The organism is Robiginitalea biformata HTCC2501 (assembly GCF_000024125.1).
Taxonomy (GTDB): Bacteria; Bacteroidota; Bacteroidia; order Flavobacteriales; family Flavobacteriaceae; genus Robiginitalea; species Robiginitalea biformata.
This window is the reverse complement of sequence record NC_013222.1, coordinates 3,003,290-3,025,785: the sequence shown is the minus strand read 5'-3', so window position 1 is coordinate 3,025,785 and position 22,496 is coordinate 3,003,290. Positions and strand designations below refer to the sequence as shown.

Below are 22,496 nucleotides of genomic sequence, written 5' to 3'. Positions count from 1 at the left end.
TGATTTCGTAACTTATTCGCTGCAAACGAAACGAACTCCGGGTGGCGGGCCGGCGCGTCCCCATTCATTCAACCTGACAACCATGAATACAAACAGAAGAAATTTTATCCAAACCATGGGGGCCGGTGCAGCCGGCATTGGCCTGGCTTCCGGTATTTCCCTGGGAGCCTCCAGGCCCGGGCAGAACGCCCCTTCCAACGATGACCAGGTATTGTTTATCGGGGATGACACGGCCATAGCCGATACCGTTTACGGGAAGGTTCAGGGTTTCGTCCTCCGCGACATCTATCAATTCCGGGGCATCCCATATGGGGCGGATACAAGCGGGAAGAACCGGTTTATGCCCCCGCGGCAGCCCGAACCCTGGTCGGATGTGCGACCCGCCGTATGGTGGGGCAATACCGCCCCGCAAATTATGGACAACCGCTATGCCAACCCCTGGTACTCCTTTGCGGACCATTGGAATTACGACGATGTCAGCGAGGACTGCCTGAGGCTCAATGTCTGGACGCCTGCGCTGGCAGACGGAGGTAAACGCCCGGTCATGGTCTGGTACCATGGCGGGGGGTATCGCAATGGCAACGGTATTGAACAGGACGGTTATATGGGCGAGAACCTGAGCAGGAAAGGGGATATCGTATTTGTTTCCATCAACCACCGCCTGGGGCCCATAGGATTCTCCGACCTTTCCGGGGTTGGCGGCGAGGCATACCAGCATTCCGGGAATGTGGGAGCCCTGGATATGGTAGCGGCCCTGGAATGGGTATCGCAGAACATCGCCAATTTCGGGGGCGACCCGAACAACGTAACCATCATGGGACAGTCCGGGGGTGGTTCCAAAGTATGTACCCTGGCGGCCATGCCGGCTACCCGGGGACTGATCCACAAGGCGGTACCCCTGAGCGGGTCTTCCACCTCGGCCCTGGACCAGGAGTATTCCCAAAAACTCGGATCGTATATCCTGAAGGAAGCCGGGCTGCAGGCGGGGGAAATCGGAAAGCTCCAGGAAATGGCCTGGAAAGACTATATCCTCCTTGCTGGAAGGGCCCAGGAGACCATGGAAAAAGAAAACCCGGGCGGGGGAGGTTTCCGGGGCGGGTTCCGACCGGTTGCAGACGGGGTGCATATCCCCAAAGGAACCTTTTATTCAGAGGCGTCGGGGGTATCCTCGGATGTCCCCATGCTGATATGCAGTACATTCCACGAGTGGGGGATGTCCCGCACCAACCCGGAACTTGAAAAAATCGACGCTGCCGGGGCCAAAAAGATGCTCGCCGACCAGGCCGGGTTCCGCGGCGGTTTCGGGGACAAGGCCGCCGAGATTTACGATGCCTATGCCAAGGCCTTCCCCAATGCAAAACCCATAGAAATCATGTGCCTGGTTTCCAGCAACAGGAAATCGGTAGTGGAAACGGCCAATGCCAAATCCGCGCAACCCGCCCCGGTTTACGTGGCCTGGTTTGGATGGGAGCCCCCCCTGTTCAACAACCGTATGCGCGCTTTTCATTGCCTGGATATCTGTTTCTGGTTTTACAACACGGATCTGATGCTTACCCATACCGGTGGGGGAAGCCGCCCCCGGGCACTTGCCGAAAAGATGTCTGATGGGCTGCTGCAGTTTATGCGAACGGGCAACCCGAATGGCGGGGACTTGCCTGAGTGGGCTGCCTACACTCCCGAAAGGGGCGAAACCATGATTTTGGACGACCATTGCGAACTGCTGGACGACCCGGACCGCCAGGCCAGGCAAACGCTGCCTTAGGGCAGGAGCCCTGCCGGGGTGGTCAGGCGGTAGGCGGGGTTTTGGAGCGGAATTTACGTCTGCGGTGTAAGGGATGCCCGGGAACCCCGTCGAATTGGACAGGCAGCGCGTTGCCGGCCAATCTCTCGGCCGAAGCCGGGACACCTGCAGAGATCCCCACCAGCCTGCATCGCGAACTGCACTACAAAATCGAAAATTATGTGCACAGTAAGTTATATCCCCCGCCCGGACGGCTACCTGTTGACAACCAACCGGGACGAAGACCCAAAAAGGGAAACGCTGTTGCCGCAAGCTCGCATACTTTCCAATGGGACACAATTGATGGCTCCCCTGGATGCCCGGGCTGGCGGCACCTGGATAGCTGCCGACCACACAGGTAGGACGGCCTGTCTCCTGAATGGCGGCCTGGAAAACCACAAGCGGAAACCGCCCTACAGGAAGAGTCGCGGAATCGTGGTCCTCGAGGCGTTTGAGGCATCGGATTTCGATAGCTTCCTGAAGGATGCGGACCCGTCGGGAGTGGAACCCTTTACGCTTATCCTCGTTGAGCCGGGCCGGATCCAACGCTGGGTGTGGGACGGGCGCCACTCGCACCATTTCCAGCCGGATGCCGCAACCGGGCACCTCTGGTCATCCGCCACCCTGTATACCCGGGAACAACATGCCCAGAAGGAGGCCTACTTCCGGGAAGCCCTGGACCGGGAGGGGAACAGCCGGGAAGCCCTGTTGAGGATCCACGGCCGGGAATCGCCCACGCCTTTTGTCCTGGACCGGCCGGAGGTTTGCTCCACAAGCATCACGCAGATGTCCCTGGGTGCCGGCTGCATGGATATTACCCATTATAAGTTTGAAGCAGATGAAACCGTACGTATTACTATGCCTGTTGTTCTGCGGGCTGTGGGCGGTGGCCCAGCCTGATGCTGCCGGCTGGATCAACCAGGAAGACGGCGTTGCCATTCAGGGGTACGACCTGGTAAGCTATACCCGCGGGACGCCGGTAAGGGGGACACCGGAATTCTCCCACGATTACCAGGGGGTACGTTTTTTGTTTACCACGGAACGCAACATGCACCTGTTCCAGGCAATGCCGGAGCAGTACATCCCTGCCTATGGAGGCTGGTGCGCCTATGCGATGGGGAAATCCGGGGACCGGGTTGCAGTAGATCCTGAAACCTACAAAATGGTGGATGGCCGTCTGATGCTCTTTAACCGTACGCGGCTGAACAACCCCCTGAAGAAATGGAACCGGGACGAAGAACGGCTGCTCCGGCAGGCCGATGCGAATTGGAGCCAATTCTACCCGGATGGCCCATGAGGCGCAGCCCGATTTACTAAATGAAATGCCTGGGCGTTTGCCTGCCACCTGATATTATTCCGCGGCTTGCCAGCGTATTTCCTGGCTGGGCAAAAATCCGATGCGGTGTGCCCTGGCCACGAGTTCCTGCCCGGTTTGAATTTCTATTGGGTCTGTATAGGGGGTCCAGGCTGCTGCCGGCAATTGTCCCTGCCCCACCCACTGATACCCGATAGCGGCACCCGGGGTTTCGGATTCCAGGATCAACTGCCCGGAAGATGCTTCAACGACCGGGGTTTGGGTTACGGGCTGCGAGCCTTCCGGCCAGATGCGCTCCAGGTATTCCGGCTCGTCAATCATCCCGAGGTCGTGGGTTGCCTGCATCCACCGGCTGAGTTCCTCCCGCAGTTCTTCCAGGACATCCGCGTACTGCGGGTTGCCGGCCAAGTTTCGGAGCTCCAGGGAGTCATTTTGTGTGTCAAAGAGGGCTTCCCCCGCGCCGCCGGTTGCAAACCATTGCAGCTGTACGCTGTCCAGGGTACCCTGTTCCTTCCTGCGCAACAGTTCCCGCATGGCAGGCATTTGTTCCCGGTAGGGGACCGGTTGGTAATAGGCCTGTTCCGGCAGGAAATTCCGGATATATTTAAACCGGTAATCCCGGACCGCACGCAGTCGGCCGTGGCAGCAGCCGTCAAAATCGTCGGCAGCGGCATGGATGTATTCCCGGGGTTTTTCGGCCCGGTACGCCCCGGCCCAGGCACGCCCGTCCAGGTCCCTGGGAGGCTCCACCCCGGCCAGGGATAATATCGTCGGTTTCAGGTCCACGAAACTCAGCAGCTGCCCGTCGGTCTGTCCGGCCAGTTGTGCCCCGGGAAAACGCACCAGCAAGGGCACCTGCAACCCGGTATCATAGAGCGACCGCTTGCTGCGGGGCAGCGGCCCCCCGTGGTCGCCGTACCAGAATACCACCGTGTTTTCCAGCAGGCCATCCGCTTCCAGCTGCCCCAGGATTATCCCAACCTGCCGGTCCATTTCCACGATGTTGGAATACATCCGCCTCAGGTCGGTCCGTACGGAATCCGTATCCGGCAGGTAGGGCGGCACGGTTATTTCCCGGTCGGGGTCTATCAGGAGGGAATCCCCGGCCCGCATCCATATCCGGGATTCGTGGGTCACCTCAAAATTGAAGATGGCAAAAAACGGTTGTTCCGGTGACGGCCGGTTGCGCCAGTGGGCGTCCCGACTGCTTTCGTCCCAGGCTGTAAGTTCCGTCCGGAACTGGTAATCCTGCTTGGCATTGTTCGTGGCGTAATACCCGGCCCGGCGCATCAGGGTACTGTGCATGTGCGTGCCCGCCGGGGGTACAGCTTCGTAGATTTTCCGGCCGTCGTACCACGTATCGGGCGGGTTTTCCTGGGTGCTGTACCAGGGTCCCGTCCGCATGTGCATGGCCCCGGTACGGGTTGGATACATCCCCAGGGCGATGGCGGCCCGGCTCGGGGCACAAACCCCGGAAGGCGAGAACATCCGCGTATAGCGGACCCCTTCGGCCGCCAGGCGGTCCAGGTTGGGCGTATGTACTGTGGAGTCCCCATAGGCGGCAATGTACGGGCTCAGGTCCTCGGCAACCAGCCAGAGGATATTGGGCTTCTCGGGTAGTTCCAGGCTGTTGTAGTCGGGAATCTCCGGGACCGGTTCCGACCATGTTGCCGATTCCGGGCCTGTTTGGGGTGCCGACTCGTTACATCCGGTCAGCAAAATGGCAGTAAGGAGGATTACGGCCGGAGAGAACCAATTTTTCATTGCGGGCAGGTTTCTGTGAATTTAAAAATAACGTATTTTAAGAGATCCCCAGGTAGGCTGGCAAATCCATTCTCTGCGCGTAATTCCCGAACAGTACGGAACAGTTGCGCCCGCCATATTTCGTAATCTTGATGACGCTGTAACCCCTAACAATCCAACCGATGCACCGCACATTCAATTCGCATTTTCTCGCCCTGGTCGCCCTGTTGTTTCTGGCCTTTTCCCTCCCGGCGCAAGTGTCCGTGGACAGCTTGAAGACCGAATACCTCGACCGCCCATTGGGGCTGGACGAGGCGAAACCCCGATTTTCCTGGCAATTACAGGCTGATGGCGCAGATCGCGGTATCTTCCAGCAAGCTTACCGGATCCGCGTAATCGATCCGGCGGGAACACAGGTTTGGGATTCTGGTCGGCGCGAAGATGGGCATTCGCTGAATATCGTGTATGCCGGGCAGCCACTTCAGCCTAAAACCCGGTATACATGGAACGTCACGGTATGGGACCGGGATAACCGGGAGCACACCTCCCATAGCTGGTTCGAGACCGGGATTATGGACCCCGACCCGGAATCTCCCGGGTGGCGGGGGGCATCCTGGATTGGCGGCGGTCCGGAGGACCTGCAACTCTACGCACATTACCTCTCGGTTTTCCAGCTCGAATATGGCCTGCAGCTGGATGCGGCTTCCGAAAGCACCCGGGCAGCTTTCCTGCTGGGGGCCAACGACCCGCGCCTGATGGACGAGGACCTGAACCTGCAGGGGGTGGCATCAGGCCCCGATGGTCATTATATCAGCTTTGAGCTGGACACTCGCGGGCTCCTTCAGGGGGACGGCCCCGCACAATTGCACGTTTTTCGGGTAGGCTACGATACGGGAGACTCCCCGGATACGCCGTTTAAAACGCTCGATATCCCCGAGGGCCTGGTGAACAGGCAGAACATGTACGACCCGCACCGGATCTACCTGAAATGCAATTTTGGCATCTTCCAGGTATTTATCGACGGGGAGGACGATGCGCACGACATTTCGAAATCCGAAGGGGGAGGGAGCCGGTTTGGCCCGCAGGGGTTCAATGTAAATCCTGTTGGATCCGGGAACAACTACATCAGTTTTCCGATGCTCGCGGATATTGGGTTCCACATGCGTCCCGGGCAGCAGGCCGTGTTTACGGGTATATCCGTTAAAAACTTCCGGGCCCCCGCCAATGAATTGTTCGGTGAAAGCCCCGATGGGGATTCGTATACAGGTATTTTTTCTGACCAGCTCAACGATAATTTTCGAACCGGCCCGCAAGGCTGGGTGGCCCGCGGGGATAGCGACGGCCTGCTGGTAACCGCCAACCCGAGCCACGATGCCGTTCCCATGCTGCGCAGCAGTTTTACCCTGGAAGACAAACCGGTAGCCAGGGCCCGGATCTATGCTACGGCCCGCGGGATATACGAGCTTTATTTAAACGGAGAACGGGTAGGGGATTATTACTTCACCCCCGGCCTGACGCAATACAACAAACACCACCAGTATCAGGTGTACGATGTTACCGACCGGATACGGCCGGCATCGGAAAATGTACTGGGCGGGTGGCTCAGTGAAGGCTGGTGGGGCGGCAACATCACCTATAGCGGCGAGAACTGGAATTTCTTTGGAGACCGACCTTCCCTCAGAGCCCTGCTGGAAGTCACTTATGAAGACGGATCCCAGGCTGTAGTGGCCACCTCCCCGGATACCTGGGAACTATATACGGAAGGCCCGGTTCGGTATGGCAGTTATTTTCAGGGCGAAGTCTACGATGCCCGGCGGGAAGCGGAAATCGCCGGCTGGGCCGCCCCGGGCTTTGACGCCCGCGGGTGGAAGCCTGCCCGGGAGGTGTCCCTGGAGGGCACCACCTTCCCGGGGCTCGACTATTCAAATTTACAGCTGATCGCGCAGATCGGGTTGCCGCCCGCCGTGGTGAAGACACTCGTGGCCCAAACCCGGGAAGAAGTCCGGCCCGGGGTTTACGTATACGATATGGGGCAGAACATGGTAGGCTTTCCGGAAATCCGGATCCGTAATGGACAGGCCGGGGATACTGTGATTCTGCGGTATGCCGAGGTGCGGTATCCGGAATTGCCGGAGTACGAAGGGAACGAAGGGATGGTCATGATGGAGAACATCCGGGCAGCCCTGACCCAGGATATGTATATACTAAAAGGCGGGGATGAGGTTATCCGGCCGCGTTTCACGTTCCATGGATACCGGTTTGTGGAATTGACGGGGCCTGTCCGGGCCCCTGCCAGCCAGGACGTTAAAGGTCTGGTTGTCAGCTCCATCCGGCACCTGGATTCCTCCTATGAAACATCGGACGAACTCATCAACCGCTTCTGGGAAAACATCACCTGGTCGCTTCGCGCCAATTTCCTATCGATACCCACCGATACGCCGGCCCGGAACGAACGCATGGGCTGGAGCGGGGACATCAACGTATTTTCCCAGGCAGCCACCTACCTGGCCGGGGTGGCCCCCTTCCTGTCGCGCCACCTGCTCGCTATGCGGGGTATCCAGCGGGAGGACGGACGGTTTACCGACGTGGCCCCGGTTGGAGGCGGATTCGGGGGGACGCTTTGGGGAAGCGCAGGGATGATACTTCCCTGGGAGGTATACCAACAGTATGGGGATACGCGCATCCTGGAGGATCACTACGAGGCCATGGCCGAGTACCTGGAATTCCTGGAATCCCGGATAGACCCGGAAACCGGGCGCCTGGAAGAAGGACCCCTGGGCGACTGGCTGAGCCCGGAGGGCAGCAAAAACGACAATACGCTGCTCTGGGCAGCCTACCACGCCTACGACCTGAAAATCATGGCGGAAATTGCTAAGATCCTCGGCAGGGAGCAGGATGCCGCCCGCTATCGGCAGCGCTATGAGGAGCGCAAAGCGTATTTTAACGAAAACTATGTGGACCCGGAAACGTTTCAAACGGTACACTCCGGCTATGAAGGCCGGATGTTCGGTCCGCCGCCTGCCGGCTACCAGGCCCCGAAACCCGGTGACCCTGTGGATACACAGGCTTCGTATGCCATCCCGCTCAATTTCGGGATATTCAACGAAACCTACGCCAAACCGGCAGCCGAGAGGCTCGCCCGGACGGTCCGTCGCGAAAACACGGATGATACCGGGGCCGCCCGCCCGTCCTATTCGCTCATGACCGGGTTTATCGGAACCGCGTCCATCAACCACGCCCTGTCCGGGAGCGGTTATGATGCAGAAGCCTACCGGTTGCTCCGCCAGCGCGACTATCCGTCCTGGCTCTACCCGGTGGTCAACGGGGCCACCACCATCTGGGAACGGTTGAATTCCTATACGGTGGAAGACGGTTTCGGGGGAAATAACAGTATGAACTCCTTCAACCATTATTCGTTCGGGGCAGTGGCCTCCTGGATGTACAACCACTCCCTGGGAATCCGTCGCGATCCCGGGCACCCCGGATTCAAAGAGTTTATCCTGGCCCCAACGCCGGACCCGGATAACGAACTGCAGTTTGCCAGGGGATATTACGACAGCCCGTACGGCCGCATTGCAAGCAGCTGGACACAGCAACCGGGGGCCGTGGACTATGAGTTTACCGTACCGGCCAATACGACTGCTACGCTCATCCTGCAGGCGGAATCGCCAAAACAGGTAACCGAAAGCGGCCGGAGGCTCAAACGCAGCGAAGGGATTATAGATATCTCGGATACCGGCAACCAGGTGCGGATGAGGCTGGCTTCCGGCACCTACCGCTTCCGGGTGGAGGACTGATATCCAATGGACATCTGAAAACGAATAAACCCTCCGGCCGGAGGGTTTTTTTTATTCAGTGACATCCTGTCAGAATGCCTACTTGCTAAGCGGCAGGGTGGCTGTCCGAACCGAAGGCCCGTTGCAATTATCCCGCTGCGGCGGCCCCGGGCTTTACATGTGCCATCCGGCTCAGCCACAGGAACAACAGGCCGCTCAGGATCCAGGCCGGGAGTGTCAGGAAGGAAAGGAAGATCCCCTGGGTGACGGAAAGCAGGTAGAAGCCGCCTGCACTGATGATCCAGGCAAGGAGGACGGCCCGGTTAATGCCCAGGTTATGGTATTCTGCATAATTGGGGACGATACCCGCCCGTTTCCCGAAAAAGTGCTCAAAGGCGATCACCGCGCCCACCGGGGCGAGGATAAAGCCATAGAGGGCTACAAAATCCAGTAATTTCATGGCGAATGCCGGGAACAATCCGGCGGCTGTGGCGACCCCCCCGGCCAGGATGGTCACCCAGAAGGTGGACAATTTCGGGAGGATGGCCTGGAAGGCCAGGCCGGCCCGGTAGATGGTTGGGTTGGCAGTGGTCCATCCGGCCAGTACCACGGCTATGATACCGAATACCCCGATGGCATTGTAGGCCAGGGGCCCGGGAGCCACGGTCGGAGCCTGTCCGAGCCCTAGCAATTCCTGGGCTTCCGGCGTCCGAAGGTAAACGGCATACAGGAGCGCAGCGGCAATCCAGGCCATATAATGCCCCACATACATCCCGGCTGCCGTGGTCCAGCCGCTACTCGCTTTTTTGGCGAACCGGAAGACGGACAGGTCGGACATCCCGATATGCATGGCAGCATTGGCGAACCAGGACCAGAGTACCACGTGCCAGAAGGTGTATTTTATCTGGCCGGGGAACGGTTCGGAGCCTTCGCCCCAGATTTCCCAGAATTCCCCGAACGAGCCGATGCCCAATTGTCCGAGGGCTACCACCCCGCAAGCGACAAACGCCAGTACGATTACCGGGGACATCCAGTTGGCAGCCTTGGAAACCGTTTCATACCCCCTGGCCGCGATCAGGGAGATGACTGCCCCGATCACCAGCACGATGAGGACCCAGGTGAGGCTGTTCGGCATCGTATCGGTGAGTTTGGGCATGGCCATGTCGAAGGGCACACCCACCGCGGTGGCCGAGACGGTGATCATGGCCCCGGCCAGGAAACAGAAGAGGATGCCGTTAGCCAGGTTGTAGCCCACCACCAGTTTCTTGCCGCAAATCTTCTCCAGGTGGTAATAGAGCGTCAGCCGGTGTTTCACGGCAATCTCGGCGGTCAGGTACCGCCAGCTGAGAACGGCGAGCAGGTTGCCCACGAGCAAGCCGATGATCAGGTCAAAGGCGCTGACCCCTGTAGTCAGGAATAACGGGCCGATTACAAACTCTGTGCCCGCCGCGTGTTCCCCGGCATACATGCCCAGAAAACTCTTCCAGCTCTTCAGCCGGGATTGGGGAACGGGTTGTCGTTCGAATTCGCCCCCGGCGAGTTCCTCGATTTGTTCATCTATGTCGAATTGCGTCATGGGTTTTGCTCGTTTGGTTTGTTCAGTTCGATTTAATTGGTTCGGGCGTGTACGGTTAGCATTTCTTGTTTGACTTCATTGGCCGGCCTTCGGAAATTGTTATATGACCAAATGTTTCGGGAGGTCCTCCACCCGTTCACAGCAGAGCTGGTCCATCACCTGGCGGAACTGGGTTTTCAACATGGACATGGTATGGTCGCCCCCTTTTGCCCCGAGGGCACCGACCCCGTACATAAAGGAGCGGCCCATAAAAGTAAAATCGGCCCCGCAGGCCATGGCCCGCGCCACATCCGGACCGGAGCGCAGCCCGCTGTCCACCATCACCGTGAGTTTGTCGCGGTAATTGGCTGCCAGGCGCGCCAGCGGGCGGATCGTCGATTCGCCCGCGTCCAGTTGTCGGCCGCCGTGGTTGGAGACAATGATGCCGTCAAAGCCGAGTTGCACGGCCTGCTGCGCATCCCATTCGGAAGCCACGCCTTTGAGGACCAGCTTCCCCTTCCACTGGTCGCGGATGGGTTTGATTTTTTCGGCATCCAAAAGCCCGGAAAACGTCCGGTTCATAAAGGCACCGAGTTGCCGCAGGTTCATCCCGCCCGGCATATAGGGTTTCACCGTTTCAAACGTCGGCTGGCCGTACCTGAGGGTTTGCAGGGCCCAGCGCGGTTTGCCCAGGACCTGGAGGATGTTTGTCAAGGACATTTTTGGTGGGAGTGCCAACCCGTTTTTGATGTCCCGGGGCCGGTAGCCAAAGGTGGGAACATCGCAAAGGAGCACCAGGACCGGGCAGCCCGCATCGCCGGCGCGCCGGATGATATCCTGCCGGATCTCGGGATCTACCGGGTTATAGAGCTGGAACCAGGCCCGCCCTTCGGTGAGTTCGGCTGCCCGTTCGATATCGGTGGTTGTGACGGTACTCAGGATAAAGGGCAGGTTGTGCCTCAGGGCCGCCCGGGCCAGGATTTCGGGGGCGTTGGGCCACATAAGGCCCTGCAGGCCTACCGGCGCAACCCCCAGGGGCATGTCGTACCGGTGCCCAAAGAGCTCGCAACTCGTATCAATTTCACCGGTTTTCCGGATATAGCGGGGCTCCAGCTGTACTTCCCGGAGCTCCTCGGTATTCCTGTGGAGGTTGATATCTTCATTGCAGCCCCCGTCCAGGTATTCGAAGGCAAAGGCCGGCATCCGGCGTTGCGCTTTTTCGCGCAGGGATTCGATGGACGGGTAACGGGTGTCAAAATCCATATCAGGAAAGGATCAGGGGTTTGTGTTTTTTTAAGGCGTAATGATGCTTGAGGAACCCTTTCGGTATGCCTTTACCGGAAACCGCCAGGGCAGCGCCCAGGGCAGATCCCAGGGAGGCATCCGTGGTGCGGATCCGCATGGGTTGTATCCGTTGGGCGAGGGTTTCCACAAAAACTTCGTTATCGCTGAAGCCGCCGTCGATGTATAACCTTTTGATCCCTGAGTCCCCGACGATATGCCGGATATGCGCTTCCTGCAACAGGCAGAGTTCGTAAACGAGCTGGTGGTATGCCGCCTCGTAGGTTTGGTGGGGCCACCGTGTGGCGGGCGGGCAGTTGCGGGTATCCAGGCTTGTCCAGCGGAACGCGGGAACAAATGCGTTTCGGATCTGCCGGTAGAGATTGCGGTCAAAAGTCACTTCCCGGTACCGGTCCCGGGGAACGCCGTAGTGACGGGAGAGGGCATCCAGTTGCACCCCGAACTCATTCCCGAGGAACAACCGGGACGCCTTGACGGGCCTGCCGTCAATCCGCATGTAATGGATGCAGTCACGATCCCTGTCTCCTGCACCTGGCCTGCCGTCCGTGAACGCGTTCAGGGCAATGCTCCAGGTTCCTGTAGAGAGGAGAATAAAAGGTTTGCGGATACTTTCCAGATAGGGGAGCAGGGCAGCTGAACTGTCGTGGATCCCCGGGCCGATGCGCAAGGTATGTCCCGCCACCTCCCCGGTGGAAATTGCATCGGCAGGTACGATGGGCGGCAGCAACCGATCGATTTTTTCATTCCGGACCCAGGGGTGGTACGCCTGATTTTCGTAATCCCAGAGGGCCGTATGACACCCGATGCTGGTGTATTCGCTCAGCAGACGCCCCGTAAAAACATAGCTGAGGTACTGGGGCAGGTGCAGGCTGTGCCGGATTCTTTTGAAAACCCCGGGCCGGGCCTGTTTCAGCCAGTACAGCTGCAGCCCGGAGTTGAGCATGCCGGAACGGGAGGTGCCCGTGATCCTGCCGAATACATCTTCAGGGCCATAGGCGGCATAAAATGCATCTTCTATTTCAGCCGGCATGGGCCTGGTATAATTGTACAGGGGGGTGAGTACCCTGCCGTCTCCATCCAGGTGGACCAGACTGGCGCCGTAGCTCGAAAAATTCAGTGTGCCTATGGGCTTGCCGGATTTAAGGGCGTCTACCAGGACCCGGCGCATCCAGGCCACCAGGGCTTCCAGGTCTTCTGCGGGGTGTCCGTCCTCGTCCGCCGTCAGGGGTAACCGCTCGTACTGCCGGTATACTTCCCGGAATTCGGGGTCGAACAGGAAGAATTTCTTGTTCGTCTTCCCAATGTCGAAAACGGCGGTTAGCGTGCGTTCCATCCGGTGCGTGTCAAAGTCCGGTTGCTACGGTTTCCCTCCCCCGCTGGTCGGTCAGGTGCCTGCGAACATCCAGTTTGCGGTAGGCGCCGATCGGGTCGATTGCCGCCCCGGTTAGCAGGCGCGCCTGGCGCAGCAGCGGACGGACATCCGTACGGTAGGCATCCTGCAGGATTTCCTGGCAACGGACCACGTCGTGTTCCATCTGCGCCGATTCCAGGGCTTTTTGGTCTACCAACAGCGCTTTCGCATAGGCCTCACGGATCGCTTCCAGCGATTGGATCAGGTCTTCGAGCGGGTCCTTGGTATTGTGGCTTGCGTCGATCATCCAGGCGGGATACGGGTTGTCCGGGTTGTTGCGGATGCCGTAGACTAATTCGTTGAAAATCAAAAAGAGGGCGTAGGGCTTGATGCTCCCCACGGTCAGGTCGTCGTCCCCGTATTTACTGTCATTGAAGTGGAACCCGCCCAGCTTGCCCTTGTACATAAGGGTAGCCACAATCTGTTCGATGTTCGTATTGGGCAGGTGGTGCCCCAGGTCTACCAGGGTATAGGCTTTGGGCCCGCAGTGGTTGGCGAGCATAAACGAGGTGCCCCAGTCCTGGATGACCGTGCTGTAGAAATTCGGTTCGTAGGGTTTGTATTCGATAAACAGCTTCCAATCTTCGGGCAGGGCCGCGTAGATCTTTTCCAGGCTGTCTGCCGTGCGGTCCAAAGCCCGTTGGAAATTGCGCTGCCCCGGAAAATTGGCCCCGTCGGCCAACCAGACGGTCAGGCTTTTAGAGCCGAGGTTTTCGCCGATCCGGATAACTTCCAGGTTGTGTTCGACGGCTTGTTGGCGGGAAGCTTCCGAGCTGTTGCTCAGGGACCCGAATTTATAGGTTTCCCCGGCACCTTTCTGGTCCTGGAACGTATTGGAATTCATGGCGTCGAATACCAGACCGGCCTCTTCTGCCTGCTCCCGGACAGCCTTGTAGTCTTCGGGGGTGTCCCAGGGGATGTGCAGGGAAATAGCCCCCGCAGCCCCTGTCAGGGCGTGCAACAGGCCGACATCGGCCAACTTCTCCTCCAGGTTCCGAGGCTCGCCCGGCATGGAGAACCGCCCAAAGCGCGTTCCCCCGGCTCCCAGCGCCCAACTCGGGATGGCAATCTGGAAATCTGCGATCTGACGGGTAAGGTCCCCGACGTCGTGACCGGATGTTTCCAGGGCTTCAGATAGGAATTCGTAAGCGGACTTCTGTCCGCCGGCCGCATCTTTGTTGAGGGATGCAATCTGGTCTTTGGATAGCTTCATGTTGGTTGTTTAACGGGTGAAGGCATTGGCCATGCCCCCGTCCACGTTGATAATGTTCCCGGTGGACTTCTCCAAAATGCCGACCAGAGAAAAGACCCCGGCGGCGATATCCTCCGGATAAATAATTTCATTCATCAGGTTGCGCTTTGCATAGAAGGCCGGAAGTTCTTCCACTTCTATGCCGTAGGCTTTGGCGCGTCCTTCGGCCCATTTGCCTTCCCAGATCTTGCTTCCTACGATGACCCCATCCGGGTTGACTGTATTCACCCGGATTTTCTCCGGGCCCAGTTCGGCGGCCAGCAGGCGTACCATGTGTTGTTGGGCGGCTTTGGCGGTTCCATAGCCCACATTGTTGGGGCCGGCCACCAGGCCGTTTTTGCTGGCGATGCTGATAAAATCACCGCCGAGACCCTGTTTGCGCATGATTCCCGTTGCCTCCTGGGCGAGTTCAAACTGTCCCTTTACCAGCACATCCTGCAGCAGGTCCCAATCTTTTTCCGTGGTTTCGTTCAGCGGCTTGGAAATGGCGAGACCGGCACTGTGGACCACGATATCCACGCCCCCAAAGGCAAGGGTGGCTTTTTTGAAGGCGTCCCGGATGGAGTTGCGGCTCGTGACATCGCAGACGGCGGACACTGCCTGGTCGCGCTTGTAGGTTCCCAGGGCTTCTTTCAGGCGGTCTTCGGCAATATCCGTAAGGACGATGTTGGCGCCCTCCGCTGCCAGTTTATCGGCGATGGCCTTGCCAATCCCACCCCCGGAACCGGTGACCAGGGCCACCTTGCCGGAAAGGACTTTGGGTTTTGGCATGCGCTGGAGTTTGGCTTCCTCCAACAGCCAGTATTCGATATCAAAGGCCTCCTGCCGGGGCAGGGACGTATAGGCGGATATCGCTTCCGCCCCCCGCATCACGTTGATGGCATTGATGTAGAATTCGCTGGCAACCCGGGTGGTCTGTTTGTCTTTGGAGAAGCTGAACATGCCCACCCCGGGATAGAGGATGATCACCGGGTTCGGATCCCGCATGGCCGGGCTGTTTTCCCGCTTGCAGGTCTCGTAGTATTCGGCATACTCCCGTCGGTATTGTTCAAAAGCCGGCTCGAGTTTGGCCAGGGTGGCCTCCGGGTCGGTCAGGTCCTCGTCCGGGGCGAGTTCCAGGACGAGCGGCTGGATCTTGGTCCGCAAAAAGTGGTCCGGGCAGGAAGTCCCCATGGGGGCCAGCCTGCCCAGGTCGCGGCTACCGGCAAACTCCAGTACCGGCTCCGAGTCATTGAAATGCCCGATCATCCGCCGGTGGGAGGAACAGAGCCCGCGGAGCAGCGGCATGAGCAGGGCTGCCTGGTCTTTCCGTTTATCGGCCGGCAGCGGGGCCACTTTTTGGCCGCCGAAGACCTGTCCCTGCTCCTCTATTTTCCCGGCGATGTATTCGGAGGCCATCTCGATGACTTCCAGACTGTTTACGTAGCAATCGTAGGAGGTGTCCCCCCAGGTAAAGAGCCCGTGACTCCCCAGGACGATCCCGCGAATCCCCGGGTTTTCCTCAAGGCATTTTTCGAGTTGCAACCCCAGGTCAAAACCCGGGCGCTGCCAGGGGACCCAGCCCATGGTGTCGCCCCAGATTTCCCGGGTAACTTTTTCGCTGTCTTCGGCGGCGGCAACTGCAATAAGGGCGTCCGGGTGCAGGTGGTCGATATGTTTGAAAGGCAGGAGCCCGTGCAAGGGGGTGTCGATTGAGGGCGCCCGGCTGTCCAGGTCAAATATGCAGTGGTTGAACAGGCCCACCATCCGGTCTTCGTCCTGCAAACCGCCATAGACATTCTTTAGGCTGCGCAACCGGTCCGTATAAAGCCCGGCAATACCGGCGCGCGTAAGCGTCCCGATATCCCCGCCGGAGCCCTTGATCCACATCACCTCCGTTTCAGTCCCGGTAAGCGGGTCTTTTTCGATGGTCTTGCAGCTGGTGTTTCCCCCGCCGTAGTTGGTGATCCGCAGATCGGACCCCAGGATGTTTGAACGGTACAGGAATAGTGCCACCTGGTCGTCGCCGAGTTTGGCTGCTTCCTGTTCGTCCCAGAGGTAGTCCACGTGTTTGAAGGTTTTCGTTTTCATCTTCGTGTTGTTAGCTGTAATTTGCGTATAAATGTATTCTGCACATTTGAGATACCTGTTCTGTACTGTTCAGTTCGGGCGAAGTCACCCGGCGAATTTTGTTTTTGTTTTTCGATCATCGGGAGTCAGAAAAAACCCGGACCTGCGGGGGGAAGTAGCTCTGGGGCCTGTTCCATGCGCCACGGTTCCTTAAATATACAAAGCGCCCCTGAACCTCGGCAGGAATGGAAGATTAAAAGCGTCCATTCCGTAATTTTCACTATAATTACCCCCGAGAATGATCGACTTTATCGACATAAAGGAAACCTCCAAGGTCCCCAAGTACAAACAAATCATCGATTCCATTTATACGGCAATCGAGAACGGCGACGTACGTGCCAGCGACAAATTGCCTTCAGTCAACGAACTGCTTATAGAATTTGATATTTCGCGGGATACAGTGGTCCGGGCTTACGATCATTTAAAGGAGTCCGGGATAATTGAATCGGTCCCGGGCAAGGGGTATTACATCAAAAATGACCAGCTGAAACTGCGGGCCAAGGTTTTCCTGCTTTTCAATAAGCTCAGTGTGCATAAAAAAATCATCTACGATGCTTTTGCCCGGACGTTGGGAGACCGGGCCACTGTCGATTTTTTTATATACGAGAATAACTACCGGCACTTTAAGGACCTGATCGAATACGGAAAGAACCGGGATTATACGCACTACGTCGTGATTTGCCATTTTGAGGAAGGGGGGGAAGACCTGTGCGATTTCCTGCAGGCTTCCATCCCGAAACAGAAACTCATTGTCCTGGATAAAAAACTCCCGGACGATTGCATCCAGGTAGCTACCGTTTTCCAGGAATTTGAGAAGAATATCTACGATGCGTTGGTGGAGCTCAACCCTAAATTGCGCAAATACAAAAAAATTAAGATGCTCCTGCGCCAGCGCACGTACCACCCGGTAGAAATCAAGAAGGGTTTTATCCGGTTTTGCGGGGAATTCGCCTATGATTTTGGCATTGTGGAGAAAATTGAAGAGGAGGAACTCGAACCCGATACGGTGTATATCAATCTCAAGGAAGACGATCTGGTGATCCTTATCAAGAAGATCAATGCCTCCGGACTGGTATTGGGCAAGCAGGTGGGCATCATCTCCTACAACGATACCCCCGTAAAGGAAATCCTGCGCGATGGGATTACGGTTATTTCCACAGACTTCGAAAACCTGGGTCGCCAGGCAGCCGACATGGTCCTTGAAAAAGGGACCCGAAGCGTGGCCAACCCCTTCTACGTGATTTCCCGGAATTCGCTTTAACAACTTCTCTTATTTTATCAATGCGTTTGCGCCTATTTCCGGACGCCATCCCAGTTTGTAAGTTATCCACCCCTCCCGCCCGCAATTTTCACCAATAAAAAAACATCCATACAGAATCGCCGGATTTCAACCCGGAGTGCGGGCCAGGGGATGGGGGTACTACGCGCACGTACCTTAAATGTGTTGCCCTTATATCAGTCATTTTGAGCGGATCAGGATTTCAGGATATGAAATCATACAGAACAGTACAGAACGGAATAGCATTGCGGATTCATTCCAGTAAACTTGTCCTATGTTGCCCAGATCGGGCGATGGAAGAGAACAAAACCAAACTCAAACAATCCTCTAAATGAAAACAAAAAGATCCGACGGGAGGCTGCCTTTTATATGGAGCTTTCTATTGATGTTGCCCTTCTGGGCTATTGGGCAGGGGACCGTCAGCGGGACGGTGACTGATGCTGAAACGGGGCAACCGCTGCCCGGCGTAACAGTTTTGGTGCAAAACACCACCACGGGTACCACCTCAGATTTTGACGGAAACTACACGATCGATGTTCCGGCCAATGCCACCCTGGTATTTTCCTATCTCGGGTTTGTGCGACAGACCGTCGCCATAAACGGACGGAGCACTATTAATGTGGTCATGCAGCCGGACACTGAACAACTCGACGAAGTAGTCATTGTAGGGTATGGGACGCAGTCCAGCCGAAAAGTGACTGGTGCAGTCCAGCAGATCAACACGGACGAACTGGCTGACCTTCCGGTACCGCAGGTGACCCAAAAATTACAGGGCCGCCTTGTTGGGGTGCAGATAAACCAGACAACCGGCCGGCCCGGGGAGGGCGTCCAGGTCCGGGTTCGTGGACAGGCTTCCATCCTTGCGGGCAGTGACCCGCTGTACGTTGTGGACGGGCAGCCGATAGTTGGGGACATCAGTTCCATCAACCCGGACGAAATCGAGAGTATTTCCGTCCTGAAGGATGCTGCATCCACTTCCCTCTACGGATCGCGTGCGGCCAATGGGGTAGTACTTATCACTACTAAATCCGGGAAAGTCGAAGGAGGCGAACTCTCCTTCAACTATTATGGCGGGGTGCAGACCGTTCCCCAGAAGGGGCGCCCTGATATGATGAATGCCCAGGAATTCGCCCAGTTTAAGAAGGAATCGGCCGAAGACCTCGGGGTTGCCGTACCGGAACCTTTCCAGAACCCGGAGCAGTATGCCGGACAGAGTTATGATTGGTACGACGGGATGTTCCGGACGGCGGCCATCCAGAGTTTCAACCTCAATTGGTCTTCGCGCTCAGAACGCGCCTCCCACGCCATTGTGGCCGGGTATTTTGACCAGGAAGGCGTTATGATCAATTCGGATTTCAAGCGGTATTCCATGCGGGCTAATTCCAGCTTCCAGCTGGGGGACAAGTTGGATCTGGGGTTTTCCGTGGCTCCTACTTACGTAGTGGATAATATTCCGAATTCCGACGGTGCCTTTTACGGTGCGAACATCGACGGGGTCGGTGGGGGCGGACTCATCAACAACTCCCTGCTCACCTGGCCCATTTTCCCGTACCAGAACGATGACGGAACCTATCCGCTCACAGCCTGGATACCGGGGGTCAGCGCGTTCCCGACACCCAACTGGGTGCGGGCTGCCAGGGAAATCACCAATGAAACCAAGGAAACACGGATTCTTGGAAACCTTTACCTCACCTACGAACCAATCGATGGGCTAACAGTCAAGACCTCCATCAACGGGGACTTCGGGCAATCGAACTTTTTTAGTTTCAGCCCCTCAACCGCGTCAAACACCTTCGCGTCGCTCCCCCCCATACTCGCAACCAGTACGCGGGCTCAAACCAGTTACCTAAGCTGGCTAAATGAAAACACGCTGACCTACGCGCGCAGTTTCGGGGACCACAACCTGGAAATTCTCCTGGGGGCGTCCTATCAGAAATACGAAAGTGAATACCAGCAGCTCCGGCTTTCGAATTTCCCGGATGACCGGGTGCAAACCATCCAGTCTGCATTAAATATAGACCGTGGAGCCACTTTCAACAATATCAACGACTGGAGCCTGACCTCCTATTTTAGCCGGCTCAGTTACGATTATATGGGTAAGTACCTGCTTACGCTGGCAGTACGCCGCGACGGGTCCTCCCGCTTCGGTTCCGAAAACCGCTGGGGTAACTTCCCCTCTATTTCCGCAGGTTGGGTGTTCACAGATGAGGCCTTTATGGAAGGAACGGATTGGCTTTCCTTTGGTAAATTACGCGCCAGCTACGGAATAATCGGTAACAATAATATCGGGAACTATACGCAATATGCCCTGGTAGACAACTCCCTGAATGCCGTATTCGGGAACACCATTGCCAGTGGTGCAGCGGTAACTACGCTGGGGAACAACAATCTCGGCTGGGAAAGGACCAAACAATTCGACATCGGCCTGGACCTGCGCATGTTTAATAACCGCGTGGAGTTTATTTATGATTACTACAAAAAGAATACGACGGACCTGCTCTTCAATGTGGCAGTGCCCCAGGAGTCCGGGTTCACCAACTTTAACGACAACGTAGGTGAAATTGAATTCTGGGGACATGAATTTGCCCTGGTTACCCGGAACTTTGTCAATGACGATTTCACCTGGACCTCCAATTTCAACATTGCATTCAACCGAAATGAGGTGGTGGCCCTTGCCGAGGGCGTAGACCGGATCTACTCAGGTTTCGGCGCCTACCAAAGCCTCACGCGCCCGGGGGAACCCCTGGGGCAATTCTGGGGGCTCATCTGGGATGGCGTTTACGACAACCAGGCAGAGTTTGACAATTCTCCCCAGGCGGCTGAGTCGCAGGTGGGTACTATCAAGTTTGCCGATGTAAATGGTGATGGCGTGATTACCTATGGCGGGGACAACGACGACCGTACGGTTATCGGAAACCCCTTCCCGGATTACATCTTCGGGTTTACCAACGATTTCCGGTACAAAAACTGGGATGCCACCATCGTTATGCAGGGATCTGTCGGCAATGATATTGCAATTACCTCCGACCAGGGCACCACCAATCTGGATGGCGTTTTCAATGTTCTGCGCAATGTGCAGGATCGCTGGAGGTCTCCTGAAAACCCGGGAAGCGGGCGTTATGGAAAAACCACCGCGGCGACATTCATGGAACGCGATTGGTTTTCCACACGCTTCATAGAGGATGGTAGCTACCTGGCTGTCAGGAATATCACGGTTGGATACAACTTCCAACTCCGCGACGATTCCTTCCTGAAACGGGCACGTCTGTACGGTTCCGTACAGAATGCCTTTATGTTCACGAAGTACCGTGGCGCCAACCCCGATGTCAGCACGACAAGTACCGGGGCCGGGGAGCTCAATGCACTTGCCCTGGGCTTCGACTGGGCGGCCTATCCGCTTCCGAGGACCTTTACTATGGGTATTAACCTGTCATTTTAAATAAAAGAACATGAAAAAGTATATATATAGCAGTCTGTTACTTGCCGGCCTTTTGACCGGTTGCGGGGAGGATTTCCTGGAACTGCCCCCGGAGGACTCCTTAAGCCAGGCCATATTCTTCGAAACCCAATCGGATTTTGAACAGGCCATCAATGCCACCTATGCCCCCTTGCGCGACCTTTACAGCGATGCATACATAATGGGCGAGATGCGGTCGGACAATACACATTATCGGCACAACCCCAATTACCGGGCGGTGCAGTCAGAGGAAAATGTTGCCAACTTTCTGGTGCAGAGTCCGAACGCTTTTGTCGAAACCAAGTACGACAACAACTACCTGATCATCGCCAGGGCCAACCAAATCCTGGCGGAAATCGACGCGGTAGAGTTCGACGACCCGGGCGTGAAGAGTAACGTCATCGGGCAGGCGCTCTTTTTACGGGCACACAGTTATTTTGATCTGGCCCGGTATTACGGATCCGTGCCGCTCCACCTGACACCGGTAACCAACCGTGAAGAAGCTGCCTTACCGCTGTCTTCCCGCAGTGAGATCCTCGCCCAGGTGGTGAGTGACCTGGACGAGGCCATCGGGTTGCTCCCGGTAAAGGCCAACCAGGAAGCAGGCCGTGCCACACGGGGGTCTGCCCAGATGTTGCTTGCTAACCTGTATATGGTGGAAGAGAACTGGTCGGCGGCCAGCAGCTTGCTCACGGACCTGGTAAATTCCGGGCAGTACAATCTGCTGGGCGATTACGCCAGTGTGTTTGACATCAACAACAAGAATAATGCAGAGTCTATCTTTGAGGTGCAATACCTGGAAGGCACAGAAGGGTTTGCCAGCAGTTTTATGTACGAATGGCTCCCGATGCCGCTGACAGCAGACCAGGTAGCCCAAATCTCCGGAGTATCCAATTCCCAGGCAGCGACAATTGAAGGGTTCAACATACCGACGCCGGATTACATCCAGAGCCGGGAAGCCTCCGACGCGCGTACCAGCGTTAATCTGGACAGCATTGAACTCGAAGGAACATTTTATCCGTATATCAAGAAATTCTGGCAGCCCCATTCCAACCCGGGACTCACGGGGGTCAACTGGCCCGTTTACCGCTATGCCGAGGCGCTGTTGTTCCTGGCAGAAGCCCTGAACGAACAGGGACAGCCCGGACAAGCCGAACAATACCTGAACGCCGTACGCGACCGGGCAGGGCTTGGGCCGATCACCGGCGTAGACCAGGCTACCATGCGGCAGGCCATCCTGGATGAGCGCCGTTCGGAACTTGCCTTTGAGAACAAACGCTGGCTGGACCTGGTCCGGACCGGCAATGCCCAGCAGGTGATGTCCGATTTCGGGGCGCGGGTAAAGGCGAATCCGGAGGCTTACTATTATCCGCCCGGGATCGCACCGCCACCGGCTTCTTTCACAACCATAGCCGAAACATTCCCCCTTCCTGCGAGTGAAGCATTGTTAAATCCTAATTTTTGATGCACTTGTTTAAATTTTAGGTAGTGGAGCAAGCCCGGATCGCCCAGCGAAT

General features: G+C 57.0%; 13 protein-coding genes. 7 read left to right on the top strand and 6 right to left on the bottom strand.

Going from position 1 to position 22,496, the window contains the following annotated elements; all coding sequences use genetic code 11:
* The first annotated feature begins 82 nt into the window (after nucleotides 1-82).
* The 3 genes from RB2501_RS13390 to RB2501_RS13380 all read left to right on the top strand — a co-directional run bounded on the left by RB2501_RS13390 (nucleotide 83) and on the right by RB2501_RS13380 (nucleotide 3,077).
* A complete protein-coding gene (locus RB2501_RS13390; RefSeq protein WP_041327268.1) occupies nucleotides 83-1,762 on the top strand; it encodes a carboxylesterase/lipase family protein in 1,680 nt (559 codons plus the stop codon).
* A gap of 198 nt (nucleotides 1,763-1,960) precedes the next feature.
* Nucleotides 1,961-2,680 carry an NRDE family protein gene (locus tag RB2501_RS13385; protein WP_015755389.1) on the top strand — a complete coding sequence of 240 codons (720 nt, stop codon included), beginning with the start codon at nucleotides 1,961-1,963 and terminating at the stop codon, nucleotides 2,678-2,680.
* The gene (locus RB2501_RS13380) at nucleotides 2,619-3,077 is read left to right on the top strand and encodes a YHS domain-containing (seleno)protein (RefSeq protein ID WP_041327266.1); all 459 of its coding nucleotides are present in this window, start codon (nucleotides 2,619-2,621) and stop codon (nucleotides 3,075-3,077) included. Before RB2501_RS13385 ends, RB2501_RS13380 begins: the two co-directional genes overlap by 62 nt.
* Before the next feature lie 54 nt (nucleotides 3,078-3,131).
* On the opposite strand, the gene RB2501_RS13375 is transcribed toward RB2501_RS13380, so the two are convergent.
* On the bottom strand, nucleotides 3,132-4,859 hold the full coding sequence (locus RB2501_RS13375; protein WP_015755387.1) for a sulfatase family protein: 1,728 nt from the start codon (nucleotides 4,857-4,859) through the stop codon (nucleotides 3,132-3,134).
* 161 nt (nucleotides 4,860-5,020) lie between these two features.
* Between RB2501_RS13375 and RB2501_RS13370 the strand changes: the two genes are divergently transcribed.
* A complete protein-coding gene (locus RB2501_RS13370) occupies nucleotides 5,021-8,635 on the top strand; it encodes an alpha-L-rhamnosidase (RefSeq protein WP_015755386.1) in 3,615 nt (1,204 codons plus the stop codon).
* 127 nt (nucleotides 8,636-8,762) lie between these two features.
* On the opposite strand, the gene RB2501_RS13365 is transcribed toward RB2501_RS13370, so the two are convergent.
* The 5 genes from RB2501_RS13365 to RB2501_RS13345 all read right to left on the bottom strand — a co-directional run bounded on the left by RB2501_RS13365 (nucleotide 8,763) and on the right by RB2501_RS13345 (nucleotide 16,204).
* Nucleotides 8,763-10,190 carry a purine-cytosine permease family protein gene (locus RB2501_RS13365; RefSeq protein WP_015755385.1) on the bottom strand — a complete coding sequence of 476 codons (1,428 nt, stop codon included), beginning with the start codon at nucleotides 10,188-10,190 and terminating at the stop codon, nucleotides 8,763-8,765.
* 99 nt (nucleotides 10,191-10,289) lie between these two features.
* Nucleotides 10,290-11,432 (bottom strand): alpha-hydroxy acid oxidase, encoded by a 1,143-nt coding sequence (locus RB2501_RS13360; RefSeq protein ID WP_015755384.1) that lies wholly within the window; start codon nucleotides 11,430-11,432, stop codon nucleotides 10,290-10,292.
* Nucleotide 11,433: 1 nt separating this feature from the next.
* Nucleotides 11,434-12,804 (bottom strand): FGGY-family carbohydrate kinase, encoded by a 1,371-nt coding sequence (locus tag RB2501_RS13355; protein ID WP_015755383.1) that lies wholly within the window; start codon nucleotides 12,802-12,804, stop codon nucleotides 11,434-11,436.
* 10 nt (nucleotides 12,805-12,814) lie between these two features.
* Nucleotides 12,815-14,095 (bottom strand): TIM barrel protein, encoded by a 1,281-nt coding sequence (locus tag RB2501_RS13350; RefSeq protein WP_015755382.1) that lies wholly within the window; start codon nucleotides 14,093-14,095, stop codon nucleotides 12,815-12,817.
* Nucleotides 14,096-14,104: 9 nt separating this feature from the next.
* Nucleotides 14,105-16,204: a bifunctional rhamnulose-1-phosphate aldolase/short-chain dehydrogenase gene (locus RB2501_RS13345; protein ID WP_015755381.1), complete on the bottom strand. Its 2,100-nt coding sequence runs from the start codon at nucleotides 16,202-16,204 to the stop codon at nucleotides 14,105-14,107.
* Between the two features lie 277 nt (nucleotides 16,205-16,481).
* Between RB2501_RS13345 and RB2501_RS13340 the strand changes: the two genes are divergently transcribed.
* The 3 genes from RB2501_RS13340 to RB2501_RS13330 all read left to right on the top strand — a co-directional run bounded on the left by RB2501_RS13340 (nucleotide 16,482) and on the right by RB2501_RS13330 (nucleotide 22,444).
* On the top strand, nucleotides 16,482-17,504 hold the full coding sequence (locus RB2501_RS13340; RefSeq protein WP_015755380.1) for a GntR family transcriptional regulator: 1,023 nt from the start codon (nucleotides 16,482-16,484) through the stop codon (nucleotides 17,502-17,504).
* Nucleotides 17,505-17,853: 349 nt separating this feature from the next.
* Nucleotides 17,854-20,961: a SusC/RagA family TonB-linked outer membrane protein gene (locus tag RB2501_RS13335; protein ID WP_202944100.1), complete on the top strand. Its 3,108-nt coding sequence runs from the start codon at nucleotides 17,854-17,856 to the stop codon at nucleotides 20,959-20,961.
* A gap of 10 nt (nucleotides 20,962-20,971) precedes the next feature.
* Nucleotides 20,972-22,444 carry a RagB/SusD family nutrient uptake outer membrane protein gene (locus RB2501_RS13330; RefSeq protein ID WP_015755378.1) on the top strand — a complete coding sequence of 491 codons (1,473 nt, stop codon included), beginning with the start codon at nucleotides 20,972-20,974 and terminating at the stop codon, nucleotides 22,442-22,444.
* Nucleotides 22,445-22,496: the final 52 nt, after the last annotated feature.